General features: G+C 64.5%; 19 protein-coding genes. 7 read left to right on the top strand and 12 right to left on the bottom strand.

Annotated features, from left to right (window positions below):
• The first annotated feature begins 155 nt into the window (after positions 1-155).
• Positions 156-635 carry a DUF4265 domain-containing protein gene (locus N0B28_RS24510; RefSeq protein ID WP_229588960.1) on the top strand — a complete coding sequence of 160 codons (480 nt, stop codon included), beginning with the start codon at positions 156-158 and terminating at the stop codon, positions 633-635.
• An 87-nt stretch (positions 636-722) separates the two neighbouring features.
• Here the strand turns inward: N0B28_RS24510 and N0B28_RS24505 are convergent, their stop codons facing one another.
• From N0B28_RS24505 to betI, 6 genes are all read right to left on the bottom strand, one after another.
• Entirely contained in the window at positions 723-2,183 is a 1,461-nt protein-coding gene (locus N0B28_RS24505) for a protein adenylyltransferase SelO (RefSeq protein WP_275729357.1), read from the bottom strand.
• A complete protein-coding gene (mscK, locus tag N0B28_RS24500; protein ID WP_043860373.1) occupies positions 2,180-5,512 on the bottom strand; it encodes a mechanosensitive channel MscK in 3,333 nt (1,110 codons plus the stop codon). Before mscK ends, N0B28_RS24505 begins: the two co-directional genes overlap by 4 nt.
• A gap of 36 nt (positions 5,513-5,548) precedes the next feature.
• Positions 5,549-7,291, bottom strand: a complete 1,743-nt coding sequence (locus N0B28_RS24495) for a potassium/proton antiporter (RefSeq protein ID WP_043860372.1) — start codon at positions 7,289-7,291, stop codon at positions 5,549-5,551.
• Between the two features lie 260 nt (positions 7,292-7,551).
• Entirely contained in the window at positions 7,552-9,249 is a 1,698-nt protein-coding gene (gene betA, locus N0B28_RS24490) for a choline dehydrogenase (protein ID WP_043860371.1), read from the bottom strand.
• A gap of 81 nt (positions 9,250-9,330) precedes the next feature.
• Entirely contained in the window at positions 9,331-10,803 is a 1,473-nt protein-coding gene (gene betB / locus N0B28_RS24485; protein ID WP_043860370.1) for a betaine-aldehyde dehydrogenase, read from the bottom strand.
• Positions 10,804-10,832: 29 nt separating this feature from the next.
• Complete coding sequence (betI, locus tag N0B28_RS24480; RefSeq protein ID WP_043860369.1) at positions 10,833-11,498, bottom strand: transcriptional regulator BetI; 666 nt, start codon at positions 11,496-11,498, stop codon at positions 10,833-10,835.
• A 480-nt stretch (positions 11,499-11,978) separates the two neighbouring features.
• Between betI and N0B28_RS24475 the strand changes: the two genes are divergently transcribed.
• On the top strand, positions 11,979-13,925 hold the full coding sequence (locus N0B28_RS24475) for a BCCT family transporter (RefSeq protein WP_229589013.1): 1,947 nt from the start codon (positions 11,979-11,981) through the stop codon (positions 13,923-13,925).
• Between the two features lie 143 nt (positions 13,926-14,068).
• Here N0B28_RS24475 and choV read toward each other — a convergent pair whose 3' ends face one another.
• From choV to N0B28_RS24460, 3 genes are all read right to left on the bottom strand, one after another.
• Positions 14,069-15,247 (bottom strand): choline ABC transporter ATP-binding protein, encoded by a 1,179-nt coding sequence (choV, locus tag N0B28_RS24470; protein ID WP_043860366.1) that lies wholly within the window; start codon positions 15,245-15,247, stop codon positions 14,069-14,071.
• Entirely contained in the window at positions 15,244-16,092 is an 849-nt protein-coding gene (choW, locus tag N0B28_RS24465) for a choline ABC transporter permease subunit (protein ID WP_275732114.1), read from the bottom strand. The genes choV and choW overlap by 4 nt, the downstream gene beginning before the upstream one ends.
• A gap of 70 nt (positions 16,093-16,162) precedes the next feature.
• Positions 16,163-17,110, bottom strand: a complete 948-nt coding sequence (locus N0B28_RS24460) for a choline ABC transporter substrate-binding protein (RefSeq protein WP_043860364.1) — start codon at positions 17,108-17,110, stop codon at positions 16,163-16,165.
• A 350-nt stretch (positions 17,111-17,460) separates the two neighbouring features.
• On the opposite strand from N0B28_RS24460, the gene N0B28_RS24455 reads away from it, so the two are divergent.
• Both N0B28_RS24455 and N0B28_RS24450 read left to right on the top strand, forming a co-directional pair.
• Positions 17,461-18,837 (top strand): L-serine ammonia-lyase, encoded by a 1,377-nt coding sequence (locus N0B28_RS24455; RefSeq protein ID WP_275729352.1) that lies wholly within the window; start codon positions 17,461-17,463, stop codon positions 18,835-18,837.
• A 393-nt stretch (positions 18,838-19,230) separates the two neighbouring features.
• On the top strand, positions 19,231-20,334 hold the full coding sequence (locus tag N0B28_RS24450; protein ID WP_043860362.1) for a GlxA family transcriptional regulator: 1,104 nt from the start codon (positions 19,231-19,233) through the stop codon (positions 20,332-20,334).
• A 102-nt stretch (positions 20,335-20,436) separates the two neighbouring features.
• On the opposite strand, the gene N0B28_RS24445 is transcribed toward N0B28_RS24450, so the two are convergent.
• The 3 genes from N0B28_RS24445 to N0B28_RS24435 all read right to left on the bottom strand — a co-directional run bounded on the left by N0B28_RS24445 (position 20,437) and on the right by N0B28_RS24435 (position 21,666).
• Positions 20,437-20,697 carry a hypothetical protein gene (locus N0B28_RS24445; protein WP_043860361.1) on the bottom strand — a complete coding sequence of 87 codons (261 nt, stop codon included), beginning with the start codon at positions 20,695-20,697 and terminating at the stop codon, positions 20,437-20,439.
• A 130-nt stretch (positions 20,698-20,827) separates the two neighbouring features.
• Positions 20,828-21,247: a DUF3010 family protein gene (locus N0B28_RS24440; RefSeq protein WP_043860360.1), complete on the bottom strand. Its 420-nt coding sequence runs from the start codon at positions 21,245-21,247 to the stop codon at positions 20,828-20,830.
• Between the two features lie 8 nt (positions 21,248-21,255).
• Positions 21,256-21,666, bottom strand: coding sequence for a lysozyme inhibitor LprI family protein (locus tag N0B28_RS24435; RefSeq protein WP_043860359.1), 411 nt, complete (start codon positions 21,664-21,666; stop codon positions 21,256-21,258).
• 266 nt (positions 21,667-21,932) lie between these two features.
• Between N0B28_RS24435 and N0B28_RS24430 the strand changes: the two genes are divergently transcribed.
• Genes N0B28_RS24430 through dgcA form a run of 3 tightly spaced genes read left to right on the top strand, consistent with a single transcriptional unit; the run spans position 21,933 to position 25,568 of the window.
• On the top strand, positions 21,933-22,910 hold the full coding sequence (locus N0B28_RS24430; RefSeq protein WP_043860376.1) for a dipeptidase: 978 nt from the start codon (positions 21,933-21,935) through the stop codon (positions 22,908-22,910).
• A gap of 51 nt (positions 22,911-22,961) precedes the next feature.
• On the top strand, positions 22,962-23,492 hold the full coding sequence (locus N0B28_RS24425) for a 4-vinyl reductase (protein ID WP_100634823.1): 531 nt from the start codon (positions 22,962-22,964) through the stop codon (positions 23,490-23,492).
• 15 nt (positions 23,493-23,507) lie between these two features.
• Entirely contained in the window at positions 23,508-25,568 is a 2,061-nt protein-coding gene (gene dgcA, locus N0B28_RS24420) for a dimethylglycine demethylation protein DgcA (protein ID WP_043860357.1), read from the top strand.
• The last annotated feature ends 67 nt before the right edge of the window (positions 25,569-25,635 follow it).

The raw sequence follows: 25,635 nt of genomic DNA, 5'->3' as shown, positions 1-25,635 counted from the left end.
GGTGGGAGTCCGGATGCGTCAGGTGATGTTGGGTATCTGGAGGTGATGAGGGTGGATTGCAAGATGCCATAGCCTGCCAGATAAGCCAGCGATGCTGGCGAAGAGGCTGTAATGGTTTAGCATGCGGCCTTTCTGAACAGGCCAGGGACAGACCGATGGATTGCCAGCATTCACCGCACATTCGCGTATTCGTCGACAGAAAGAAGAACGGCGAGCCGGTGTTCGAAAGCGTGCCGGTGCGCGAAGTGGGCGAACATACCTATGAACTGCTGTCGTCGCCGGGGCTGGCGCTGAACATGGCGCGCGGCGACATCATCTGCACGGCCATCCCCGATCAGCATGTCGAGGTGGTGCGCCGGGGTGGCAATTTTTGCATTCATATCTACGCCAACGAGCTGCCCCAGGATGCCGTCGATACGCTGGAAAGCGAGGTGCAGACGTTGCTGGGCGGCACGCTGGACGGTCGCTACAAAGGCAACCTGACGCTGGCAGTGCCGGCGAGCAATGGGTTCGAGGCGATTCGCCCGGTGTTCGACCGGTTTCGGGAGGCGACGGGGGTGCAGTGGTATTACGCCAACATCTACCAGAACCTCGATGACGACGAGGATGAGACGTTGCTGAACTGGTGGGTCTGATGTCTTTTCGCCAGCAAGGCTGGCTCCTACGGACGGCGCTAACCTGTAGGAGCCAGCCTTGCTGGCGAATCGGTCAACCCCGGCCCATCAGGATGAACAACTGATCTCCAGATGCTTGCCCCACTCGGGTGGGCGTTCGGCATAGGCCTGCATCCCCGGCTGTTCCTCGAACGGCCGTGTCAGCACCTGGTGCAGGCGTCGCACTTCCTCGTAATCCCCGCCTTCAGCCGCCTCGATGGCACGCTGCGCCAGGTAGTTGCGCAGAATGTACAGCGGGTTCACCGCGTGCATCCGCGCGCGTCGGCCTTCGGCATTGCCCGGCTCCTGGTCCAGGCGCGCCAGGTACTCCACCGCCCAGGCATCGAACCCGGCCAGGTCGACGAAATCGTCGCGCACCACCCGCACGGCCTGCGCCGCCGGCTGATCACCCAGCTTGCGGAAGAACAGCGTGTAGTCCACAGCGCCCTTGTTCATCAGCCCCAGCAAGCGCTCGACCAGCGCCGAATCGTCATCGCGCGCTTCGGTAAGCCCCAGGCGTCGACGCATCAGGTCCAGGTAATGGGCCTGGTACAACGGCAGGAACAGCCCCAGCGTTTCCTTCAGCGCCTCGACGCTGATGAACGGCGTCAGCGCCTGGGCCAGCGCGCTCAGGTTCCAGTGTGCGATCGGCACCTGGTTGCTGAAGCTGTAGCGCCCCTGGTCGTCGGAATGGTTGCAGATTAAGCCGGCATCGAAGTCGTCGAGGAAGGCAAACGGCCCGAAGTCGAAGGTGATGCCCAGAATCGACATGTTGTCGGTGTTCATCACCCCGTGGCAGAAACCATAGGCCTGCCAGCGCGCAATCAACTCGGCATTGCGTTCGACGATGGTACGGAACATCGCCAGGTACGGCTCGGGTTGCTCGCGGCACTCGGCAAAGTGCAGGTTGAGCACGTGCTCGGCCAGCTCGCGCTGCTGCTCGGGTTGGCGGGTGTAGTAGAAGTATTCGAAGTGGCCAAAGCGCACATGGCTGGGCGCCAGGCGCAGCACCATCGCCGCGCGCTCCTGGGTTTCGCGCCACACCGGCGTGCTCGAACCGATCACGCACAGCGCGCGGCTGCTGGGGATGCCCAGCGCGTGCAGGGCCTCGGAGGCGAGGAACTCGCGGATCGACGAGCGCAGCACCGCACGGCCATCGCCCATGCGTGAATACGGCGTCTGCCCGGCACCCTTGAGGTGCAGGTCCCAGTGCTCGCCGGCATCGTTGCACACCTCGCCCAGCAACAGCCCGCGACCGTCACCCAGGCGCGGGTTGTACGAACCGAACTGATGCCCCGAATACACCATCGCCCGCGGCTCGGCCTCGGCCCACAGCTTGTGTCCGCTGAACAGCTCGGCGAACACCGGGGAATGCGCCTCGGTAGGGTCCAGGTCGAGCAGTGCCATGGCCGCGTCGCTGGCCACGACCAGGCGCGGCTCGGCAATCGGCTCGGGCAGCACGTGGGTGGAGAACGCATCGCCCAGGCGGGCGAAGCGGTTGTCGAAGGTCAGTTCGTCGAGGGATTTCAACGGCCATCTCCTGGCGCATCGGTGGGGGGCTCGGGCAGCACGGTCTTGTTCGGCGCTTCGACCGGTACCATCTTGTACTCCTGGCCCTGCATGTTCTTCAGGTACACCTCCATCTGGCGGAACGAGATGTTGATGTGCTGGCGCTTGAATTCCTTGTTGATGTAGCGGTTGATCTCGTCCAGTACCGGGTTGCGGTCGCCCAGGTCACGCACGTGCATGCGCAGTTCGTGGTCCAGGGTACTCTCGCCGAAGTTCAGGAAGTACACGATCGGTGCCGGCTCCTTGAGCACCCGCGGGTTCTCGTTGGCTGCCTGCAGCAGCAGGGTGCGTACCAGGTCCAGGTCCGAGCCGTAGTCCACGCCCAGCTTGAGGGTGACGCGGGTGATGGTGTCGGTCAGCGACCAGTTGATCAACTGGCCGGTGATGAAGGTCTTGTTGGGGACGATGATGTCCTTGCGGTCGAAGTCGGTGATGGTGGTGGCGCGGATGCGGATCTTGCTCACCGTGCCCGACAGGTTGCCGATGGTGATGGTGTCGCCGATGCGCACCGGGCGCTCGAACAGGATCATGATGCCGGAGATGAAGTTGGCGAAGATCTCCTGCATGCCGAAGCCCAGGCCCACCGACAGCGCCGCCACCAGCCATTGCAGCTTGTCCCAGCTGACACCGAGGGTCGACAGCGTGGTGACGAAGCCCACCCCGGCAATCACGTACGACAGCAACGTGGTGGTCGCATACGCGCTGCCCTGGGCCAGGTTCAGGCGTGACAGCACCAGCACCTCGAGCAGCCCCGGCAGGTTGCCGGCCAGGGCGAAGGTGATGCCGATGATCACCAGTGCCCCGAGCAGGTCGCCCAGGCTGATCGGCACCATGCTCATGGCCGCGCCGGTGCCGCTGGTGTACTCGTACAGGGTGATGTTGTCGAGGTATGCGAACACGCTGATCAGGTCGGCCCACACCCAGTACAGCGCGGCGATGAAGCCGCCCAGCAGGGCCAGGCGGATCAGGCGCAGCGACTGCTGGTTGACCTGCTCGATGTCCAGGGTCGGCTCCTCGACGATCACCTCGCCATCGAGCCCCTCCTTGGTGGCCTGGCGCTTGCTCAGTGCGCGCTGGTAGGCCAGGCGCCGGGCGGCCACGGCCAGGCCGCGCACGAAGGCGGCCTCGATCACCAGCCAGAACATCAGCAGGTACAGGGTGTCGATCAAGCGGTCGGTGAGCTTGAGTGCGGTGTAGTAGTAGCCAAAGCACACGGCAATGAACAGCGCCACCGGAAGCGCCGTGAACGCCACGCCCACGGCCTTGCGAAACAGCGAGGTATTGCGGTGCGCGGGGCTGCTCAGCAGCAGGCGGCTGAGCAGCCAGGCCATCAGTGCGTAACAGGTCAGTACCACACCGATGCCGAGCACGTCGTCGGCCAGCGCCGAGGGCTGGTGCTCGGCCACCGCCACCACGCCGACCAGCGCCAGTACCACGCTGCCCAGGCGGCGGATCCAGCCGCGCAGGAACTCGACCTGGGCCTTTTCCCAGCGAAAGTGCAGCTCGGCCACGCCGCCGGGCGCCAGAATCCGGTAGGCGGTGTAGAACACCAGCCAGGCCTGGGCGATCTGCCACAGCGCGGCGCCCAGGTTGGCGTTCTGGCCGCGGGCGTCGATCTGCAGCGCATAGCCGCACAGCGCCAGGCCCAGGCTCAGCGGCATCGCCAGCAGGATATTGATCAGAATGGCCTGGGGCGTGTGCCACTGGCTGTCACGCTTGAAGTGGCCCACATCCTGGTGAACCTTGTTCAGCCGCGCATACAGGTACTTACGCCGCCACAGCAGGGCGCCGATCAGCAACAGCAGCGGCAGGAACAGCAGCGGGCGCTGCGTCAGGCCGTCGGCCAGTTCGTTGATGCCCGACCCCCACGGCAGGCTCACCACCTGCTTTTGCAGGCGTTCAGGCACGCTGCGCAGCCATTCGAAGTCCAGCGGCTTGTTGCTGGGGATCCAGAACATCTGTTCGTCGAGGGTGCCGCGCAGGTTCTGTGCGGTGCTCAGCAGCTGCTTCTGGTTCAGTTGCAGGGTGATGGATTCGTTGAGCAGGGCGCTCAGCTCGCGGTTGAGCCGCTCCAGCAAATCGCTGCGGGTGATCGCCACCTCCAGCAGGGCCTTGCGCAACTGTGGGGTGACGCTGTCGGGCGGCTGGGTGGCCAGCAGCTTGTCGACGTAGCTGCTGGGGCTGCTGATCTGCTCGCGCTGCTGGTTGACCTCGAACTGGTACAGGCGAATGTCGGCAATCTGGTCGGCCAGGTCGCGATCGACCTTCAGGTGCGGCAGGGCCTGCTTCTGCTTGTAGAGGATCTTGGACAGCAACAGGCTGCCCTTGAGCACGCTGATCTGTTCGTCCAGTGCCTGGTCGGCCTGGGTCAGGCTGTCGAGCTGCTGCTTGGTCTGCAGGTTCTGCTGGGTCAGCTCGTTGAGGCGGTCGGTGCTGCGCAGCAGGTAGTCGGACAGCTTCAGGTTGGTGGCGCTTTCGGTGGCCAGCACGCTGCTGCCGCCGGCCTTCTGTGCCTCGATGGACTGTTCGGTGACGGTCTGCTGCGACTGCGCCAGGCGCTTCTGGTTGATCAGCGTCTGCAGGTCCTGGATCTCCTGCTCAAGGCGTGTGGCGCGCTCGATCAGCAGGTCGTGCTGGCTGTTGCCCAGGTCTTGCAGCAGGCTGTTGCCGGCCAGTTCCTGGCGGCGCAGCAGGGTCAGCGCGTTGAGCGAGGCGAGTTCGGCATTGAGCTGGTTGCGCTGGTCGGCCGAGAGGCTCTTGCCGTTGTCCTTGCCCAGCTTGAGGATGCTGTTGATCTGCTGGGTGCGGGTCTGGTTGCTGCTGATCTCGGCCTGGGCGCGCTCGGGGCGGGTCTGGGAGTTGATGATCAGGCTGTTGGCTTCGGACAGCGCTTTCTGCAGCTCGCCCTGCTGGGTGGTGCGCTCGGACAGCAACTGCTCCAGCTGCGGCACGCCCATGCTGGCGTAGCGCTGCGCCACGGGCAGGGTCTTGGTGTCCTTGAGCCGGGTCAGCTCGCGCTGGTTTTCGCTGGTCTGGCGCGGGGCGTCGGCCAGTTGCTGCTTGAGCGCGGCCAGGCGCTTGTCGTAGTCGTCGCGCGAGGCCAGCAGGCCAAGGGTCTGCTCCAGCACTTGCTGCAGGGCCTTCTGGTCGGCCTCCGGCAGCTTGCGCTCGGCGATCTTGTCCAGGCTGTGCTGGACGCTTGCCGTGGTGGGGGGTTCCGCCGCCTGGGCGAAGGAGAGGGACAGGCACAGCCCGAGCAGGGCTGCGCTAACAACAGTGCGCAGGGACATAGGCAGACGTCGTAGAACCGGGCAGAGAATCGAAGTTTAAAGGAACAACCCGGGGCCGGGTCGAGAACCTTCGGGGAATTTGATACCCACTTTGAGGATCTTGTTCCCTTCCATCAGCGCAACGGTCCACAGGGTGTTGTTCCATTCGATCTGGTCGCCCACCACCGGTGCACCGCCGACCTTCTGCTCGATGAAGTGCGCCAGCGGCTGGTGCGGGTCCTGGCCGTCGAGCTGCAAACCGTACAACGCCGCTACAGCCCCCAGTTCTGCGTCACCTTCGAGCACGAAGTCGCCGAAGAAACGCAGGTCCAGGCCGCGTTGCGGCGCCTGGCTGAACAGCTTGCCCAGCGCCGGCAGGTTGTGTTCGTGGCCGATCACGCACAGCAGGTCGCCGACTTCGAGGGTGGTACTTCCCGACGGATGGAGCAGTTGCTGGCCGCGAAACAGGGCAGCGATACGCGTGCCTTCGGGCATTTTCAGCTCGCGCAGGGCGGCACCGATGCACCACTTCTCCGCACCCAGGCGATACACGAACAGCTCCCACTCGCTGGTGATGTGCACTTCCAGGGCCGAGCGCGAGATTGGCGCCGGGTCGGGCGGCACGGTCACCTTGAGCAGGCGCGCCACCCACGGCAGGCTGGTGCCCTGCACCAGCAGCGACACCAGTACGATGAAGAAGGCCAGGTTGAAGTACAGCTGGGCATGCGGCAGCCCGGCCATCAGCGGGAACACCGCAAGGATGATCGGCACCGCGCCGCGCAGGCCGACCCACGAGATGAACACCTTTTCGCGGCCATGGAAGGCCTTGAATGGCAGCAGGCCGATCATCACCGACAGCGGCCGCGCGAACAGGATCATCCACAGCGCCAGGCCCAGGGCCGGCAGCGCGATGGGTAGCAGGTCGTGGGGCGTGACCAGCAGGCCCAGCACCAGGAACATGCCGATCTGGGCCAGCCAGGCCATGCCGTCGAGCATGTGCAGGATGCCGTGGCGGCTGCGGATCGGCCGGTTGCCCAGCACCAGGCCGCACAGGTACACGGCCAGGAAGCCGCTGCCGTGCAGGGCGTTGGTGAGCGCGAACACCACCAGGCCGCCGCTGATCACCAGGATCGGGTACAGGCCACCGGCCAGGTTCATGCGGTTGACCAGCTGCAGCATCAGCCAGCCGCCGCCCAGGCCCAGCAGGCTGCCGATGCCGAATTCGCGCACCAGGTGGCCGAGCAGGCCCCAGTGCAGGCCGTTCTGGCCGCTGGCGATCATCTCGATCAGGGTCACGGTGAGGAACACCGCCATCGGGTCGTTGCTGCCCGACTCGATTTCCAGGGTGGCCGTCACCCGCTCGTTGAGGCCCTTGCCGCCCAGCAGCGAGAACACCGCGGCGGCGTCGGTGGAGCCGACGATGGCGCCGATCAGCAGGCCCTGCATCAGGCTCAGGTCGAACAGCCAGGCGGCGGCCAGGCCGGTGAGGCCGGTGGTGATCATCACCCCCACCGTGGCCAGCGACAGCGCCGGCCACAGGGCCACGCGAAAACTCGAGACGCGGGTGCGCAGGCCGCCGTCGAGCAGGATCACGGCCAGTGCCAGGTTGCCCACCAGGTAGGCGGTCGGGTAGTTGTTGAAGATGATGCCGCCGCCGTCGACGCCGGCAACCATGCCCACTGCCAGGATGATCACCAGGATCGGGATGCCCAGGCGCGAGGAGAGTGAACTGACCAGGATACTTGCACCTACCAGCAATGCGCCGATCAAGAACAGGCTATTGATGGTGGACGCATCCAAAGGCAGTACTCCAGGGGGGATTGCAGAAAGAGGCGCGACTTGCTTTTTGCCTGACTTCAGCTAGCAGGTCGCGTGCCAAGGATTCTAACCTGTGAGGTTGGCGGGCTGTAAAGCGATTATCGCGGGCACAAAAAAAGCACCGCAGGGGTGCTTGATCTACTGTGAATGTACCGCCCCCATCGCGGGTCAAGCCCGCTCCCACAAGGATCACATTGGTCTCTGTGGGAGCGGGCTTGACCCGCGATGGGGGTAGCAGGGTCTTAAGCCTGCGGCACCTCACGCATCGGCTTGCCCTTCACCGGTGCACCATTGGCCACATAGTACTTGGCCGTGCTGCGCGGCAATGGCTGGCGGCCACGGATCTTGTCGGCGATCTTCTCGGCCATCATGATCGTCGGCGCGTTCAGGTTGCCGGTGGTGATGATCGGCATGATCGAGGCATCCACCACGCGCAGGCCCTGCATGCCATGCACGCGGCCCTGGCCGTCGACCACCGCCATCTCGTCGATGCCCATCTTGCACGAGCACGATGGGTGGAACGCGGTCTCGGCGTGCTCGCGGATGAATGTGTCCAGCTGCTCGTCGGTCTGCACGTCGGCACCGGGGCTGATCTCGCGGCCACGGTAGGCGTCCAGCGCCGGCTGCGCCATGATCTCGCGGGTCAGGCGGATACCGTCACGGAACTCCTGCCAGTCCTGCTCGGTGGCCATGTAGTTGAACAGGATGCTCGGGTGCTGGCGCGGGTCCTTGGACTTGAGCTGGATACGCCCGCGGCTAGGCGAGCGCATCGAGCCCATGTGCGCCTGGAAGCCGTGTTCCTGCACGCCGTTGCTGCCGTTGTAATTGATCGCCACCGGCAGGAAGTGGTACTGGATGTTCGGCCATTCGAATTCCGGGCGCGAGCGGATGAAGCCGCCGGCCTCGAACTGGTTGCTGGCGCCGATGCCGGTGCCCGCGAACAGCCACTGTGCACCGATGGCCGGCTGGTTGTACCAGAGCAGCGACGGGTACAGCGACACCGGCTGGGTGCAGGCGTACTGCAGGTACAGTTCGAGGTGATCCTGCAGGTTCTCGCCCACGCCCGGCAGGTCGTGCACTACCGGAATGTTCAGGCTTTCGAGCAGGGCCGCCGGGCCCACGCCGGAGCGCTGCAGCAACTGTGGTGAGGCGATGGCGCCGCTGCACACGATGACTTCCTTGCGGGCACGGGCTTCGACGCGCTCTTCGCTGGCGCCCACCAGGTAGGTCACGCCCACGGCGCGCTTGCCTTCGAACAGCACGCGGTCGCTCAGGGCATGGGTGACGATGGTCAGGGTCGAGCGTTTTTTGGCGGTGTCCAGGTAGCCGCGGGCGGTGCTGGCGCGACGGCCCTTGGGCGTCACGGTGCGGTCCATCGGGCCGAAGCCTTCCTGCTGATAGCCGTTCAGGTCTTCGGTGCGCGGGTAACCGGCCTGCACGCCGGCTTCGACCATGGCGTGGAACAGTGGGTTGTTGCCGGCTTTTGGCGTGGTGACGCTCACCGGGCCTTCGCCGCCATGGTAGTCGTTGGGGCCGATGTCACGGGTTTCGGCCTTGCGGAAATACGGCAGGCAGTCCAGGTACGACCAGTCTTCCAGGCCTGGCAGCTTGGCCCAGCCGTCGTAGTCCATGGCGTTGCCGCGGATGTAGCACATGCCGTTGATCAGCGAGGAGCCGCCCAGGCCCTTGCCGCGGCCACATTCCATGCGGCGGCCGTCCATGTGCGGCTCCGGGTCGGTCTCGTAGGCCCAGTTGTAGCGTCGGCCCTGCAGCGGGAAGGCCAGTGCAGCCGGCATCTGGGTGCGGAAGTCGAAGCGGTAGTCCGGGCCGCCGGCTTCCAGCAGCAATACGGTGACGCCTTCGTCTTCGGTCAGGCGGGTCGCCAGGGTGTTACCGGCCGAGCCGGCCCCGACGATGATGTAGTCAAAAACGTGGGACATGTTGCGTACCCTCATAGGCAGTGAGCAGGGGAGCGGGGGAGGCGCCCGGACCTGGCGGCCCGGGCGCGGCTACACGGGTGCTTAGAACACCGAGGCGTAGTTGCCCAGCTCGACCTGTACCGACTTGATCCGCGTGTACTGGGCCAGCGAGCTGACACCGTTTTCACGGCCGACACCGGATTGCTTGTAGCCACCGACCGGCATCTCGGCCGGCGATTCGCCCCAGGCGTTGATCCAGCAGATGCCCGCTTCCAGCTGATGGATGATGCGGTGCGCGCGGCTGATGTCGTTGGTGCAGACACCGGCGGCCAGGCCGTAGTCGGTGTCGTTGGCGCGACGGATGACTTCTTCTTCGGTCTCGTAGGAGAGGATGCTCATCACCGGGCCGAAGATCTCTTCCTTGACGATGGTCATGTCGTCACGGCAGTCGGTGAAGACGGTCGGGGCCACGAAGGCGCCCTTGGCGAACTCGCCGTCGGTCAGGCGCTCGCCGCCACACAGTACGCGGGCACCTTCTTGCTTGCCCTTGGCGATGTAGCCCAGCACGCTTTCCATGTGGGCGAAGCTGACCAGCGGGCCGAAGTTGGTGTTCTCGTCCTGCGGGTTGCCGATGCGGATGCGCGCCACGCGCTCGGCGATCTTGGCTTCGAAGGCGGCTTTGAGCGAGGCCGGGATGAACACGCGGGTGCCGTTGGTGCACACCTGGCCCGAGCTGTAGAAGTTGGCCATCATCGCGATGTCGGCGGCGCGGTCCAGGTCGGCGTCTTCACAGATGATCAGCGGCGACTTGCCGCCCAGCTCCATGGTGACTTCCTTGAGCGAGGAGCTCGAGGCGCTGGCCATGACCTTCTTGCCGGTGGCGGTGCCGCCGGTGAACGAGACCTTCTCGATGCGCGGGTGTTCGGTGAGGTAGGTGCCGACGTCGCGGCCGCTGCCGGTCAGTACGTTGAACACGCCGTCCGGCAGGCCGGCCTCGGTGTAGATCTCGGCCAGTTTCAGGGTGGTCAGCGAGGTGACTTCCGAGGGCTTGAAGATCATCGCGTTGCCGGCGGCCAGGGCCGGGGCGGATTTCCACAGGGCGATCTGGATCGGGTAGTTCCAGGCGCCGATACCCACGGTCACGCCCAGCGGCTCGCGACGGGTGTACACGAACGAGCTGTCGCGCAGCGGGATCTGCTCGCCTTCGATGGCCGGCACCAGGCCTGCGTAGTATTCGAGCACGTCGGCACCGGTGACGATGTCGACGTAGCGGGTTTCGGAGTAGGACTTGCCGGTGTCCAGGGTTTCCAGTGCAGCCAGCTCGTCGTTGCGCTCGCGCAGGATGTCGACGGCGCGGCGCAGGATGCGCGAACGCTGCATGGCGGTCATGGCCGCCCAGACTTTCTGGCCGCGCTCGGCGCTTTCCACTGCGCGCTCCACGTCGGCCTGGTTGGCACGTTGCACCTGGGCGAGGACTTCGCCGTTGGCCGGGTTGATGGCGTCGAAGGTGGCGCCGCTGGAAGCGTCGACATAACCACCGTCAATGTAGAGTTTTTGCGTTTCGAAACGGGCCATAGTGTCCTCGCAAGTGCAGTGTGTGTCGGCTATCCGCGCTGTGCTCCTGCTTGTTTGGCACTCGCGACGCGCAGTGGTTCAGAGGCCGGGTCCTGTAGAGCCGGGCTGCTCTGTTTAGCCAGTTGTGAATCCATGTATTCGTAAGCGATCTGCTGCGCCTGGTCGGTATCGAAGGCATCTCCCGACAGCGCGCCGCGCAGCCACAGCCCGTCGATCAGGGCAGCCAGCCCTCGGGCCGCGCTGCGGGCTTCGGGCAGCGGCAACACACGGCGGAACTGGCAGCACAGGTTGGAATACAAGCGGTGATCGTTGATCCGCTGCAACCGGTGCAAAGACGGCTGGTGCATGCTGGCGGCCCAGAAGGCCAACCAGGTTTTCATTGCCGGGCCGTTGACCTGACTGGCGTCGAAGTTGCCCTCGACGATCACCTTCAGGTGGGCGCGCGGGGTGTCCTCCGTGAGCGCCTGGCGACGTGCCGCGACGTTGTCGATCAGCACGTTCATCAAGTACCGCATGGTCGCTGCGATCAGGCCGTTCTTGTCCTGGAAGTAGTGACTGATGATGCCGTTCGACACACCGGCCAAACGGGCGATCAGCGCAATGCTGGCGTCCCCCATGCCGACCTGGTCTACCGCCATCAACGTGGCTTCGATCAACTGCTGGCGGCGAATGGGTTGCATACCGACCTTGGGCATCTGGCAAATCTCCTCAGGCCTTCGGGCAGACGACAGGCGGCTGACTCGGCGAAGACCAGTCTATTTTGTTTTGATTGAACGTTCAATCAACAAAGAATAAGCTCTGCGACAATTCGCGCCATTGACAGGTTTTTGTGGCCCGTCACTGACGCCGATTGGCACCCTAAAAAGACGTGTAACCCCCGTAATGCAAGGCGTGCACGGGTTTAAACGAAACGTTGATCAGAATTGCCCAGCGGTGTCGCACCGTTCGGCGGGCCCTCGGATCGGGACCCTTTTTCTGTTTTTTTCAACGCAATCGGTTTGGGATCACGGTTTTTCAAGGTGCTTTTATAACACCTGACGCAGTGGGGCTATTGCACCAATTGCGCGGGTGACGGGTCGTTTCGTGTTTTCTCTCGCACTGCCTGGAGCATCTGTGCAATGAGTTCTGCCTCCCTGATAAAGACCCCTGCCGAGAGGGTCCGGGTCAACAGCGTGGTGTTCTACACCACGGCGCTGCTGATCCTGTTGTTGACTGCCTTGCTGATCGCCGCCCCGGACACGGCCGGTCAAATTCTCGGCCAGGCCCAAGCCTGGCTGTCGCGCAGCTTCGGCTGGTACTACATGCTGGTGATCGGCGGCTACCTGCTGTTCGTCATCGGGCTGGCGTTTTCCTCCTACGGCAAGCTCAAGCTTGGCGGCAAGGACGACAAGCCCGACTTCAGCTACGGTGCCTGGGCCGGCATGCTGTTCTCCTCCGGTATCGGTATCTCGCTGCTGTACTTTGGCGCGTCCGAACCGCTGGACCACTACTTCAACCCGCCTGCCGGTGCGCCGGCCAGCCTGGAGGCCGCACGCCAGGGCATGCAGCTGACCTTCCTGCACTGGGGCCTGCACGGCTGGGCGATCTATGCGCTGGTGGGCCTGGCCGTGGCCTACTTCGCCTATCGCCACAACCAGCCACTGGCCTTGCGTTCGGCGCTGTACCCGCTGGTGGGTGAGCGCTGGGTCAAGGGGGCTGCCGGACACACCGTGGACATCTTCGGCATGTTCGTGACCCTGCTGGGCCTGGTGACAAACCTGGGCATCGGTGCGATGCAGGTGTCCTCGGGCCTGGAGTACCTGTTCGGCATGCAGCACAGCAACACCAACCTGCTGATGGTGATCCTGGTGATGAGCACCGTGGCCACGATCGCGGCGGTGTCGGGCGTGGAGAACGGCATTCGCCGCCTGTCCAACCTGAACATCCTGCTGTTCAGCGGCTTGCTGCTGTTCGTGCTGTTGTTCGGTGACACCCTGCACCTGCTCAACGGGTTCGTGCAGAACATCGGCGACTACCTCAACGGCGTGATCCTCAAGACCTTCGACCTGTACGTGTACGAAGGCAACAACGCCAGGTCCGAAGGCTGGCTGGGCCTGTGGACCCTGTTCTACTGGGCCTGGTGGATTTCCTGGGCCCCGTTCGTGGGCATGTTCATCGCGCGTATCTCCCGTGGCCGCACCGTGCGCGAACTGGTGGCCGGCGTGCTGCTGATTCCGCTGGGCTTTACCCTGGCGTGGCTGTCGATCTTCGGCAACACCGCGCTGGACCTGGTGATCAACCACGGTGCGGTGGAGCTTGGGCGCACGGCGGTGGAACAACCGGCGATGTCGATCTACCAGCTGCTGGAGCACTTCCCGGCGGCCAAGATCGTGGTTGGTGTGGCGGTGTTCGTCGGCTTCGTGCTGTTCCTCACCCCGGCTGACTCGGGCGCGGTGATGATGGCCAACCTGTCGTGCAAGGGCGGCGACGTGGACGAGGATGCGCCGCACTGGCTGCGTATCCTGTGGTCGGCGATCATCACCCTGGTGACCATCGGGCTGTTGCTGGTGGGCAACTTCCAGGCCATGCAGACCATGGTGGTACTGGCCGGGCTGCCGTTCTCGGTGGTGCTGGTGGTGTTCATGTTCGGCCTGTTCAAGGCCATGAAGCAGGACACCCAGGTCGAGCAGGAGCAGGCCGAACTGGCGGCGCGTGGCCGTCGCGGCTTCAGCGAGCGCCTCACCCAGCTGGACCTGCAGCCGACCCAGGCGATGGTGCAGCGCTTCATGGACAAGCAGGTGAGCCCGGCGCTGAAAGAGGCGGCGGTGCAGTTGCAGGGCATGGGCCTGCAGGTGCAGAGCCGCGTCGGCCAGTCGCGCGAGGCGATGGGCTTGCGCATCGAGATGGAGGAGGGCAACCCGTTCGTCTACGAAGTGAGCCTGGACGGCTACCTGGCGGCGCCGAGCGAAGCGCCGGCGCAGGGTGAAGGCGACGTGCGCCAGCGTTACTACCGGGCCGAGGTGTACCTGCACAACGGCAGCCAGGAGTACGACCTGATGGGCTTTACCGTCGAGCAGATCACCCGCGACGTGCTGGATCAGTTCGAGAGTCATCGCCAGTTGCTGGGGCGTGTGTACAGCTGATGGCAGATAGCTGAATGAAGAAGGGCCCTGCCGGTGACGGCAGGGCCTTTTTTTGTAGGGGCTATGTGGGCCCGTTCGCCGGCAAGGCCAGCGCCCGCAAAACCCCTGTGGAAGCTGGCTTGCCAGCGAAGAGGCCCGTGAGGTCACCCCAGATTCTTGCCCAACAACGCGTGATACAACTCGCTGTCGCCCAATATCCCCACCACCTGATTCCCTTCCTGCAACACCAGCTTGTTCCCCGTCTGATACCGAATCTGCAACGCCTCGCGCATACCGATATTGGCATTCACCAGCGTCGGCTTGCGCTCCAGCCCCTCCACCGCCTCGCCGGGCGCCCAGTTCTGCAAGGCCATGCCGTTGACGCCCTGGCGCGCGCCCCTGATGGTGTTGCCCTCGGCCAGGTCCAGCCAAGAATCACCACCCGGGTCCAGGCATACCGAACCGTTGATGCGCTTGCACTTGTCCAGCGTGCGCATCAGGCTGCGCCCGCACAGCACGTTGAGCGGGTTGGTATGCGCGACAAAGGTACGCACATACTCGTCCGCCGGGTTGAGCACGATCTCCTCGGGCTTGCTGTACTGGATGATGCGCCCGTCCTTCATGATCGCGATGCGGCTGCCGAGCTTTAGGGCCTCGTCCAGGTCATGGCTGACGAACACGATGGTCTTGGCCAGCTTGCGTTGCAGCTCAAGCAGCTCGTCCTGCAGGCCCTGGCGGATCAGCGGGTCGAGCGCCGAGAACGGTTCGTCCATCAGCAGGATGTCGGCGTCCATCGCCAGCGCCCGGGCCAGGCCCACGCGCTGCTGCATGCCGCCCGACAGCTCGTCGGGCTTCTTGTTGCGCCACTGGGTCAGGCCCACCAGCTCGAGCTTCTCGTCCACCAGCTTGCGCCGCTCCTTCTCGGGCCGGCCCTGCATCTCCAGGCCGAAACTGATGTTCTCGCGTACCGTCAGCCAGGGCATCAGGGCGAACTTCTGGAACACCATGGCGATACGCTGGGTGCGCATCATCTTCAGCTCGGCCGGGGTGCAGTGGGCAATGTCGATCTGTGCGCCTTCATGCTCGACGAACAGCTTGCCGCGGCTCACCGTGTTCAGGCCGTTGATGCAGCGCAGCAGGCTCGACTTGCCTGAACCCGACAGGCCCATCAGCACGCAGATCTCGCCCTTGTTGATGTCCAGGCTGGCTTTCTCGACGCCGACCACCAGGCCGGTCTTCTTCAGGATCTGTTCACGCGTGAGGCCCTGGTCCAGCAGGCTGAGCGCCTCACGCGGGTGGCGCGAGAAGATCACGTCGACCTCTTCGAAGCGAATGATGCTCATGCTTCACTCCTTGCCGGTGCGTCCGGTTGCTTGCAGATACGGTCGAGCATGATCGCCAGCAGCACGATCGCCAGCCCCGCCTCGAAGCCCAGCGCGATATCGGCGGTGTTGAGTGCGTTGACCACCGGTTTGCCCAGACCGTCGGCGCCCACCAGCGCGGCGATCACCACCATCGACAGCGACAGCATGATGCACTGGGTGACCCCCGCCGCGATGCTGGGCATGGCATGCGGCAGCTCGATGCGCGAGAGCAGCTGGCGCCGCGAGCAGCCGAACGCCTTGCCGGCATCCAGCAGTTCCTGCGGCACGTCGCGGATGCCCAGGTAGGTCAGGCGGATGGGCGCGGCAATCGCGAACACCACCGTCGAGATCAGCCCCGGCACCACGCCCAGGCCGAACAGGGTCAGGGTCGGGATCAGGTACACGAACGTGGGCACCGTCTGCATCAGGTCGAGTACCGGGCGCATGGCGGTGTAGAACATCGGCTTGTGCGCCGCCAGGATGCCCAGCGGCACGCCGATGGCCACGCACACGAAGGTGGCGAACAGCACCTGGGCCAGGGTTTCCATGGTTTCCTGCCAGTAGCCGAGGTTGAGAATCAGCAGGAACGACAGCGCGCAGAATACGGTGAGCGCCCATTTGCGCTGGATCAGGTGAGCGATCAGGGCCACCAGGGCAATCAGGATGAATGGGTTGAACCAGGTCAGCGCCCCGGTCACCCCGTGAATCATGAACTCCAGCGCCTCGGCGAAGGCGTCGAAGTAGTTGGCGCCGTGTTGCGTCAACCACTCGACGAAGGCCGCGATGTGCTGGCCCAGGGGTATTTTTTGATCGATCAGCATGATAGCGAGCGTCCACCTGCAAGGGATTGGAAACAACCCGCGCCGGGCAATCGCCCCCCGGCGCGGGGCGTGCTTACTGCGTCAGCTTGGCCTTGGCCGCCTCCAGGCCCGGTTTGCCATCCACGGTGGTCACGCCGGCCAGCCAGGTGTCGAGCACCTGCGGGTTCTGCTTGAGCCAGGCCTTGGCGGCGGCGTCGGGCTTGACCTTGTCGTCGAGCACCTTGCCCATCAGGGTGCTTTCCATGTCCAGGGTGAAGGAGAGGTTCTTGAGCAACTGGCCGACGTTGCTGCACTCCTGGCTGTAGCCCTTGCGCGTGTTGGTGAGCACGGTGGCCTTGCCGTAGTCGGGGCCGAAGAAGTCGTCGCCGCCTTCGAGGTATTTCATCTTGAAGCGCGTGTTCATCGGGTGCGGTTCCCAGCCGAGGAATACCACGTCGGTGCCACGGCGCTGGGCACGGTCGACTTGCGCGAGCATGCCGGCCTCGCTCGACTCCACCACCTTGAAGCCGGCGTCCTTCAAGCCGAAGGCATTCTTGTCGATCATGCTCTGGATGGTGCGGTTGCCGTCGTTGCCCGGCTCGATGCCGTAGATCTTGCCGTCCAGCTCCTTCTTGAATTTCGCGATGTCGGCGAAGTTCTTCAGGCCCTTGTCATACAGCGCCTGGGGCACGGCCAGGGTGTACTTGGCATTCTCCAGGTTGGCACGCACGGTCTCGACGGTGCCGGCATCGCGGTACGGCTTGATGTCGTTTTCCATGGTCGGCATCCAGTTGCCGAGGAACACGTCCATGTTCTTGCCGTCGGCCAGCGACTTGTAGGTCACCGGTACCGAGATCATGGTGGTGCGGGTCTTGTAGCCGAGCGCTTGGAGCACCGCACTGGTGACTGCAGTGGTCACGGTGATGTCGGTCCAGCCGACGTCGGAGAAGTTGACGGTGTGGCACTGCTCGGGCTCCACGGCCTGGGCCAGCGCCGGCAGGCTCAGCAGCGCGGCCAGCAACAGCGGGGGTGAACCTTTCATGGTGGACTCCTGGTTTTTTTCGGATGTCCCACGGGACAGGGGCCGTGCAATCGAGTCGGTACCGATCATCTAACAGCGAAAATCAAACGCCTACCGGGTGCGTCGTATCCAGTACAGGCAGGGTCGCATCCAGTGCCAATGAGGTCGCTTACAGTGTCGTCGGCCTCGAAAAACGCGGTTCTGGCGCATGTGCACCGCAAAAAAACGGCGCAGGTCCTGCCCTGGCAACGGGCGGCGCTGCTGGACAAGAGCGCGTCGGTTGCAGACGTCGTGGTCGCTGACAAAAGCCTGATGATGCGCGAAACCGGCGGATTGCCGCCTTTTCAGCGTAGCAGCCAGAGGTACGCGGCATGGCCATCAGTGTGTTCGACCTGTTCAAGATCGGTGTCGGCCCTTCAAGCTCGCACACCGTCGGCCCGATGCGCGCCGCGGCGCTGTTCGTGCAGGGGCTGCGCGAGCGCAACCTGCTGTCCCGGGTGCGGCGTATCGAGGTGCGCCTGTACGGCTCGCTGTCGGCCACCGGCATCGGTCACGGCAGTGACAACGCGGTGATCATGGGCCTGATGGGCGAATGGCCGGACGCCATCGACCCGGCGCAGATCGCCCCGCGCATCGCCACGCTGCGCGAAACCGACAGCCTGCTGCTGGACGGACGCTGGCCGGTCGGCTTCGTCTGGGCCCGCGACATGCGCCTGCTGGACGAGAACCTGCCGTACCACCCCAACGCCCTGACCCTGATCGCCGAGGGCGAGCAGGGCGAGCTGCACCGCGATACCTACTACTCGGTGGGCGGCGGCTTCGTGGTGGACGCGGCGCAGGCGGCCAGCGGTGTGCTGGACGCCGACACCACCGTGCTGCCCTACGACTTCAACAGTGCCGTGGAACTGCTGGATTTGTGCCGGCAGCACGACCTGCGCGTGTCGCAACTGATGCTGGAGAACGAAAAGGTGTGGCGCAGCGAGGCTGAAATCCGTGCCGGGCTCATGACCCTGTGGCGGGCCATGCAGGCCTGTGTCGAAAACGGCCTGCGCCACGAGGGCATCCTGCCGGGCGGGCTCAATGTGCGCCGCCGCGCGGCACGCCTGCACCGAAGCCTGCAGGAGCTGGGCAAGCCCAACGTGATCGGCTCCACCCTCAGTGCCATGGAGTGGGTCAACCTGTATGCGCTGGCGGTCAACGAGGAAAACGCCGCAGGCGGGCGCATGGTCACCGCCCCCACCAACGGCGCGGCAGGCATCATCCCGGCGGTGCTGCACTACTACATGCGCTTCAGCGACGAGGTCAGCGAAGCCAGCGTGGTGGACTTCTTTCTGGGCGCGGCGGCGGTGGGCATCCTGTGCAAGAAGAACGCGTCGATCTCCGGCGCCGAAGTCGGCTGCCAGGGCGAGGTCGGCTCGGCCTGCGCAATGGCGGCGGCGGGCCTGGCCGAAGTGCTCGGGGCCACCCCGGCGCAACTTGAGAACGCCGCCGAGATCGGCCTGGAACACAACCTGGGGCTGACCTGCGATCCGGTTGGCGGGCTGGTGCAGGTGCCATGCATCGAGCGCAACGCGATTGCCGCGGTCAAGGCGATCAACGCCGCGCAGATGGCCTTGCGCGGTGACGGCGAGCACTTCATCTCCCTCGACCGGGTGATCCGCACCATGCGCGACACCGGCGCCGACATGCACGACAAGTACAAGGAAACCTCTCGCGGCGGCCTGGCGGTGAACGCCATCGAATGCTGAGGCGTGGCTGCGCCGTTTTGGTCCACTACCTTGAGCGAGCGCTGCGTTTTGACGCACCCCGGCCGATGGCGATTCACTGGCCAGGCCACCCCTTCCAGCACGCGCGGTGACACCGCGCGTTGTCGTTTCTGGGCATCCTTCCCACAAGTGCTACCCAATTTCACAACGGGACTACAGACAGGCTTTGGCCCGGCCTTTTGCGTTTAAAAGCGACCCTGCGGGCGTGGGCGAACTAGACACATCGCGATGTCGTTTTCAGGTGTTGTTGAATGCGTATTCAAGTTTGGGCATGGCATTTGCGTTGGGTTTGGCAAAGCCCCTGCAATCGAACCGGGGCCATGACAAAAAGCCCGAGCCTGAGGCACACCCTGCATTGTGTGAGGAGAGATCGCGATGACGTCGTACAACTCCGCAACCCCAAACCAGAACCGCACCCCCCAATCCATCGGTTTCCTGCTGCTGGACAACTTCACGCTGATCTCCCTGGCCTCCGCGGTCGAGCCGCTGCGCATGGCCAACCAGTTGTCGGGTCGCGAGCTGTATCGCTGGAGCACACTGAGCGTGGATGGCGGTCAGGTGTGGGCCAGCGACGGCCTGCAGATCACTCCTGATTCGGCGATGCATGCGGCGCCGGCGATGGACACCGTGATCGTGTGTGGCGGCATCGGCATCCAGCGCACCGTGACCCGTGAACACGTGACCTGGCTGCAGAGCCAGGCCCGCCAGTCGCGTCGGCTGGGGGCGGTGTGTACCGGCAGCTGGGCGCTGGCCTGTGCGGGGCTGCTCGATGGCTTCGATTGCAGCGTGCACTGGGAGTGCCTGGCCGCGATGCAGGAGGCCTTCCCGCGGGTGAGCATGAGCACGCGCCTGTTTACCCTGGACCGCAACCGCTTCACCAGCTCGGGCGGCACCGCGCCGCTGGACATGATGCTGCACCTGATCAGCCGCGATCATGGCCGCGAGCTGTCGGCGGCGATCTCGGAGATGTTCGTGTACGAGCGTATCCGCAACGAGCAGGACCACCAGCGCGTGCCGCTCAAGCACATGCTCGGTACCAACCAGCCCAAGCTGCAGGAAATCGTGGCGCTGATGGAGGCCAACCTCGAAGAGCCGATCGACCTGGACGAACTGGCGGTGTACGTGGCGGTGTCGCGGCGCCAGCTGGAGCGGTTGTTCCAGAAGTACCTGCATTGTTCGCCGTCGCGCTATTACCTGAAGCTGCGGCTGATTCGTGCGCGGCAGTTGCTCAAGCAGACGCCGATGTCGATCATCGAGGTGGCATCGGTGTGCGGGTTCGTGTCCACGCCGCACTTTTCCAAGTGCTACCGGGAATACTTCGGGATACCGCCGCGTGATGAGCGGGTAGGCTCGAACACGGCCCAGCAGGTGGCGATGATGCCGCTGCCGCAGGCGCTGGTGCTGTCGCCGCTGGCCGGGCCGATGTCGGCGCTGAGTCAGGCGCGCAATGAGTCGACGTTTGCCAGTGTGAGGCTGTAGACCAGGCCGACCGCATCGCGGGTCAAGCCCGCTCCCACCGGTACATCGCTGCTCTGAAGGGCAGTGAAGCGCCTGTGGGAGCGGGCTTGGCCCGCGATGAGGTCAACCGTGAAGGCTTTTGTGGTTCGCCAGCGCCGGCAGCAACTGCTTGTCGATCGCCTGGCGCACCGCCGGGAGGATCGTCGCGCTGCCGGTGTACAACTGCTCCACCAGGCCGCGCAGGGCCCGGGCGCGTTCTGCGCTCAAGCCGCGTACCGCACATTCGCAGGCCTGTTCGGCGCTGGCGCCGGCAGGCATCTCGAAGCCCAGGGCGCGCAGTTGGCCCAGCAGGTCGTCCTGATCGATCAAATCGGCGTGCATCATGGCGGTTGTCCTTGTTCGAGGCGAAGGGTGCCCCGATTCTGGGAGCGCTGCGCGGTGGCGACAAGGGGCATGGCCGGCATACCTATGAACAGGTCGTTTTTGGCTAGATCAGTGACGTGCGCAGGCGCCCTCAGCCGCGCTTGAGCAGCGCCGCACAGGCGCTCTTGTAGGCCTCATGCTGATACTTGTTCAGCGTTCCCGGCAGCTCGAGATTGTGCTTCTTGGCCTGGGCGCTGACGGTCTGCGGCGACACCAGCTCCACCGTGCAGTTGTCCAGCAACTGCAGCACGCCCTCGATCTTGAAGGTGGTCGGGCCGCCGGCAAAGTCGCCTTTCTTGCTGCGCTTCTTGATCGCCAGTTGCCCGATGCCATGCTCGCTGACAAAGGCTCTGACCTGTGCGGCGAATGCCTTTACCTGGGCGGCATCCTCGTCATCCTCCAGGCCGATCTTCTTGGTGGCCACGCCAACGTGCACGGGCTGGCCGGCGTCCAGGCTGGCCACGGCCAGCAGGGCTTCGCTGCCCTTGATTTCGATGCCGCAGATTTTCATGGGTTGCCTCAATCGGAGTTTTGCAGGCCAAGGGACTGCAGGTATTCGGAGCGGTCGTCGCTGCGTTGCGCCAGGCAGGTGTTCAGTGCGGCGTCGTACTCCTTGCCCGGTGTGCTGTCGAAGGTCTCGACCTTGCAGTCGGCGTCGCGTACTTGCTTCCACAGGTTCTGGGCGGCGTTCAGGCGGCTGCTCAGTTCGGTGATCTTCGCACCCTGGCCGGCATACTGTTCCTTGATGCGTTCGAGCAGGTCGCCGAAGGCGGCGTTCAGCTCGCGTTCGGCAACCGTACGGCTGTAGGCGGCGCAGGCGTAGTTCTGCTGGGCCGTCTCGACGTTGTCGCACGGGGTGGGAGCGTCACTTTCCTCGGCCTGTGCGCCCAGCGCCACAGCCGCAAGCACAAGCCATACCAGCGATTTCATCTACAGAGTCTCCCACCAGGGTGCGCGTAAAGGATCCGCGATTCTCGCAAAGCACCGTAGCAAAGAACAGCATGGCGAGCGGGCAATGGTCGGCACTGTTCGGCACCTTCCCGACGGGTGCCGCCCGGGCCCTTTGTCGCACCTTGACGTTTTCGGCAATTCCCCTGTCGTTTTTGCATCCTGGCGACCTGGCGCCTAGGCATATGCTGGCCCCAAAGCGCCGGCAGACGATTCGGCGCCGCAACGTCATACAAGGGGACAGCCTGATGAGCCCGGCCGAATTGCACGCAGACAGCATCGTTATCGACGGGCTGATCATCGCCAAGTGGAACCGCGAGCTGTTCGAGGACATGCGCAAGGGCGGCCTCACTGCCGCCAACTGCACTGTCTCGGTGTGGGAGGGCTTTCAGGCCACCATCAACAGCATCGTCGCCAGCCAGAAGCTGATTCGCGAAAACAGCGACCTGGTACTGCCGGTACGCACTACCGCCGACATCCGCAAGGCCAAGGAGCAGGGCAAGACCGGCATCCTCTTCGGCTTCCAGAACGCCCATGCCTTCGAGGACCAGCTCGGCTACGTGGAGATCTTCAAGCAGCTGGGCGTGGGCATCGTGCAGATGTGCTACAACACCCAGAACCTGGTGGGTACCGGCTGCTATGAGCGCGACGGCGGGTTGTCCGGCTTCGGTCGCGAAATCGTCGCCGAGATGAATCGCGTGGGGGTCATGTGCGACCTGTCCCACGTCGGCTCCCGAACCAGCGAGGAAGTCATCCTCGAATCGAAAAAGCCGGTGTGCTATTCCCACTGCCTGCCCTCCGGGCTCAAGGAGCACCCGCGCAACAAGTCCGATGCCGAATTGAAGTTCATCGCCGACCATGGCGGCTTTGTCGGCGTGACCATGTTCGCGCCGTTTCTGGCCAAGGGTATTGACGCGACCATCGACGACTACGCCGAGGCCATCGAATACACCATGAACCTGGTGGGTGAAGACGCCATCGGCATCGGCACCGACTTCACCCAGGGCCACGGCCAGGACTTCTTCGAGTACCTGACCCACGACAAGGGCTATGCGCGCCGCCTCACCAGCTTCGGCAAGATCATCAACCCGCTGGGCATCCGCACCGTGGGCGAATTTCCCAACCTCACCGAAACCCTGCTCAAGCGCGGCCACCCCGAGCGGGTGGTGCGCAAGATCATGGGCGAGAACTGGGTCAATGTCCTGAAAGACGTCTGGGGCGAGTAACCCCACGCCTCACCCAGCCGCATCCTTTTTCTTTTATGGAGTTCAGTTTCCATGGCCAAGATCGCCCCGCAATTGCCCATCGAAGTCGACAGCGAAACCGGTGTGTGGACCAGCGACGCGCTGCCGATGCTGTACGTGCCGCGACATTTCTTCGTCAACAACCACATGGGCATCGAAGAGGTGCTGGGCGCCGACGCCTACGCCGAGATTCTGTACAAGGCCGGCTACAAGTCGGCCTGGCACTGGTGCGAGAAGGAGGCCGAATGCCACGGCCTGCAGGGCGTGGCGGTGTTCGAGCACTACATGAAGCGCCTGTCGCAACGCGGCTGGGGGCTGTTCACGATCCAGGCCATCGACCTCGACAGGGGTACCGCCAGCGTCAGGCTCGAACACTCGGCCTTCGTCTATGTGTACGGCAAGGTCGGGCGCAAGGTCGACTACATGTTCACCGGCTGGTTCGCCGGCGCCATGGACCAGATCCTGGCGGCCCGCGGCAGCCCCCTTCGCACGGTCGCCGAGCAGGTCTACGGCGGTTCGGAACACGGCCACGACGACGGCCTGTTCATCGTCAAGCCCCTGTAAGTCGAGGAACCCGCCATGGCTTTCGAAGCAATGTTCCAGCCGCTGCAGATCGGCAAGCTGACCATCCGCAACCGGGTACTGAGCACCGCACACGCCGAGGTGTACGCCACCGACGGCGGCATGACCACCGAGCGCTACGTGAAGTACTACGAAGAGAAGGCCAAGGGCGGCATCGGTCTGGCCATCTGCGGCGGTTCGTCGGTAGTGGCCATCGACAGCCCGCAGCAGTGGTGGGCCTCGGTCAACCTGGCCACCGACCGCATCATCCCGCACTTCCAGAACCTGGCCGACGCCATGCACAAGCACGGCGCCAAGATCATGATCCAGATTACCCACATGGGCCGGCGCTCGCGCTGGGACGGCTATCACTGGCCGACCCTGATGTCGCCCTCGGGCATCCGCGAACCGGTGCACCGCGCCACCTGCAAGACCATCGAGCCGGAGGAGATCTGGCGCGTGATCGGCAACTACGCGCAGGCCGCGCGCCGCGCCAAGGAAGGCGGGCTGGACGGGGTGGAACTGTCGGCAGTGCACCAGCACATGATCGACCAGTTCTGGAGCCCGCGGGTCAACAAGCGCACCGATGAATGGGGCGGCAGCTTCGAGAACCGCATGCGCTTCGGCCTGGAAGTGCTCAAGGCGGTGCGCGAGGAAGTCGGCCCCGACTTCTGCGTGGGCATGCGCATCTGCGGTGACGAGTTCCACCCCGACGGCCTCAGCCACGAGGACATGAAGGAGATCGCCAGGTACTACGACGCCACCGGCATGCTGGACTTCTTCGGCGTGATCGGCTCGGGCTGCGACACCCACAACACCCTGGCCAACGTGATCCCCAACATGAGCTTCCCGCCCGAGCCGTTCCTGCACCTGGCGGCGGGCATCAAGGAGGTGGTGAGCGTGCCGGTGATGCACGCGCAGAACATCAAGGACCCCAACCAGGCCACGCGCATTCTGGAGGGCGGCTACGTGGACATGGTCGGCATGACTCGCGCGCACATCGCCGACCCGCACCTGATCGCCAAGATCAAGATGGGCCAGATCGACCAGATCAAGCAGTGCGTGGGCGCCAACTACTGCATCGACCGCCAGTACCAGGGCCTGGACGTGCTGTGCATCCAGAACGCCGCCACTTCGCGGGAATACATGGGCGTGCCGCACATCATCGAGAAATCCACCGGCCCCAGACGCAAGGTGGTGGTGGTCGGTGCCGGCCCGGCCGGCATGGAGGCGGCGCGGGTGGCGGCCGAGCGCGGGCATGACGTGACCCTGTTCGAGAAGAAGGAGGCGATCGGCGGGCAGATCAGCATCGCCGCCAAGGCTCCGCAACGCGACCAGATCGCCGGCATCACGCGCTGGTACCAGCTGGAGCTGGCGCGGCTGAAGGTCGACCTGCGCCTGGGTACGGCGGCGGATGTCGACACCCTCATGGACCTGCGCCCCGACGTGGTGGTGCTGGCGGTGGGCGGGCACCCGTTCATCGAGCAGAACGAGCACTGGGGCGCGGCCGAGGGCCTGGTGGTCAGCAGCTGGGACGTGCTCGACGGCACGGTGGCGCCGGGCAAGACCGCGCTGGTGTACGACACCATCTGCGAATTCACCGGCATGTCGGTGGCGGATTTTCTGGCCGACAAGGGCAGCCAGGTGGAGATCGTCACCGACGACATCAAGCCGGGAGTGGCGATTGGCGGCACCTCGTTCCCCACCTACTACCGCAGCATGTACCCCAAGGAAGTGATCATGACCGGCGACCTGATGCTGGAGAAGGTCTACCGCGAGGGCGACAAGCTGGTGGCAGTGCTGGAGAACGAATACACCGGGGCACGGGAGGAGCGGGTGGTCGACCAGGTGGTGATCGAGAACGGTGTGCGCCCCGACGAGACCCTGTACTACGCACTCAAGGAGGGCTCGCGCAACAAGGGCCAGATCGATGTAGAGGCGCTGTTCGCGATTGAGCCGCAGCCGATATTGAGCCAGCCGGGGGAGGGGTACCTGCTGTACCGGATCGGCGATTGCGTGGCGCAGCGCAACACCCATGCGGCGATCTACGACGCCTTGCGCCTGTGCAAGGATTTCTGATCGCTCTGTGAACCGATTGTCCCGGTCGCTCGGGCTTTTTGTGGGAGCGGGCTTGACCCGCGATGCA

It is taken from the genome of Pseudomonas sp. SD17-1, from assembly GCF_029201585.1.
GTDB classification, from domain to species: domain Bacteria; phylum Pseudomonadota; class Gammaproteobacteria; order Pseudomonadales; family Pseudomonadaceae; genus Aquipseudomonas; species Aquipseudomonas palmensis.
Note: the sequence above shows the minus strand (reverse complement) of the source record. Positions and strands in the feature narration are given on the sequence as shown.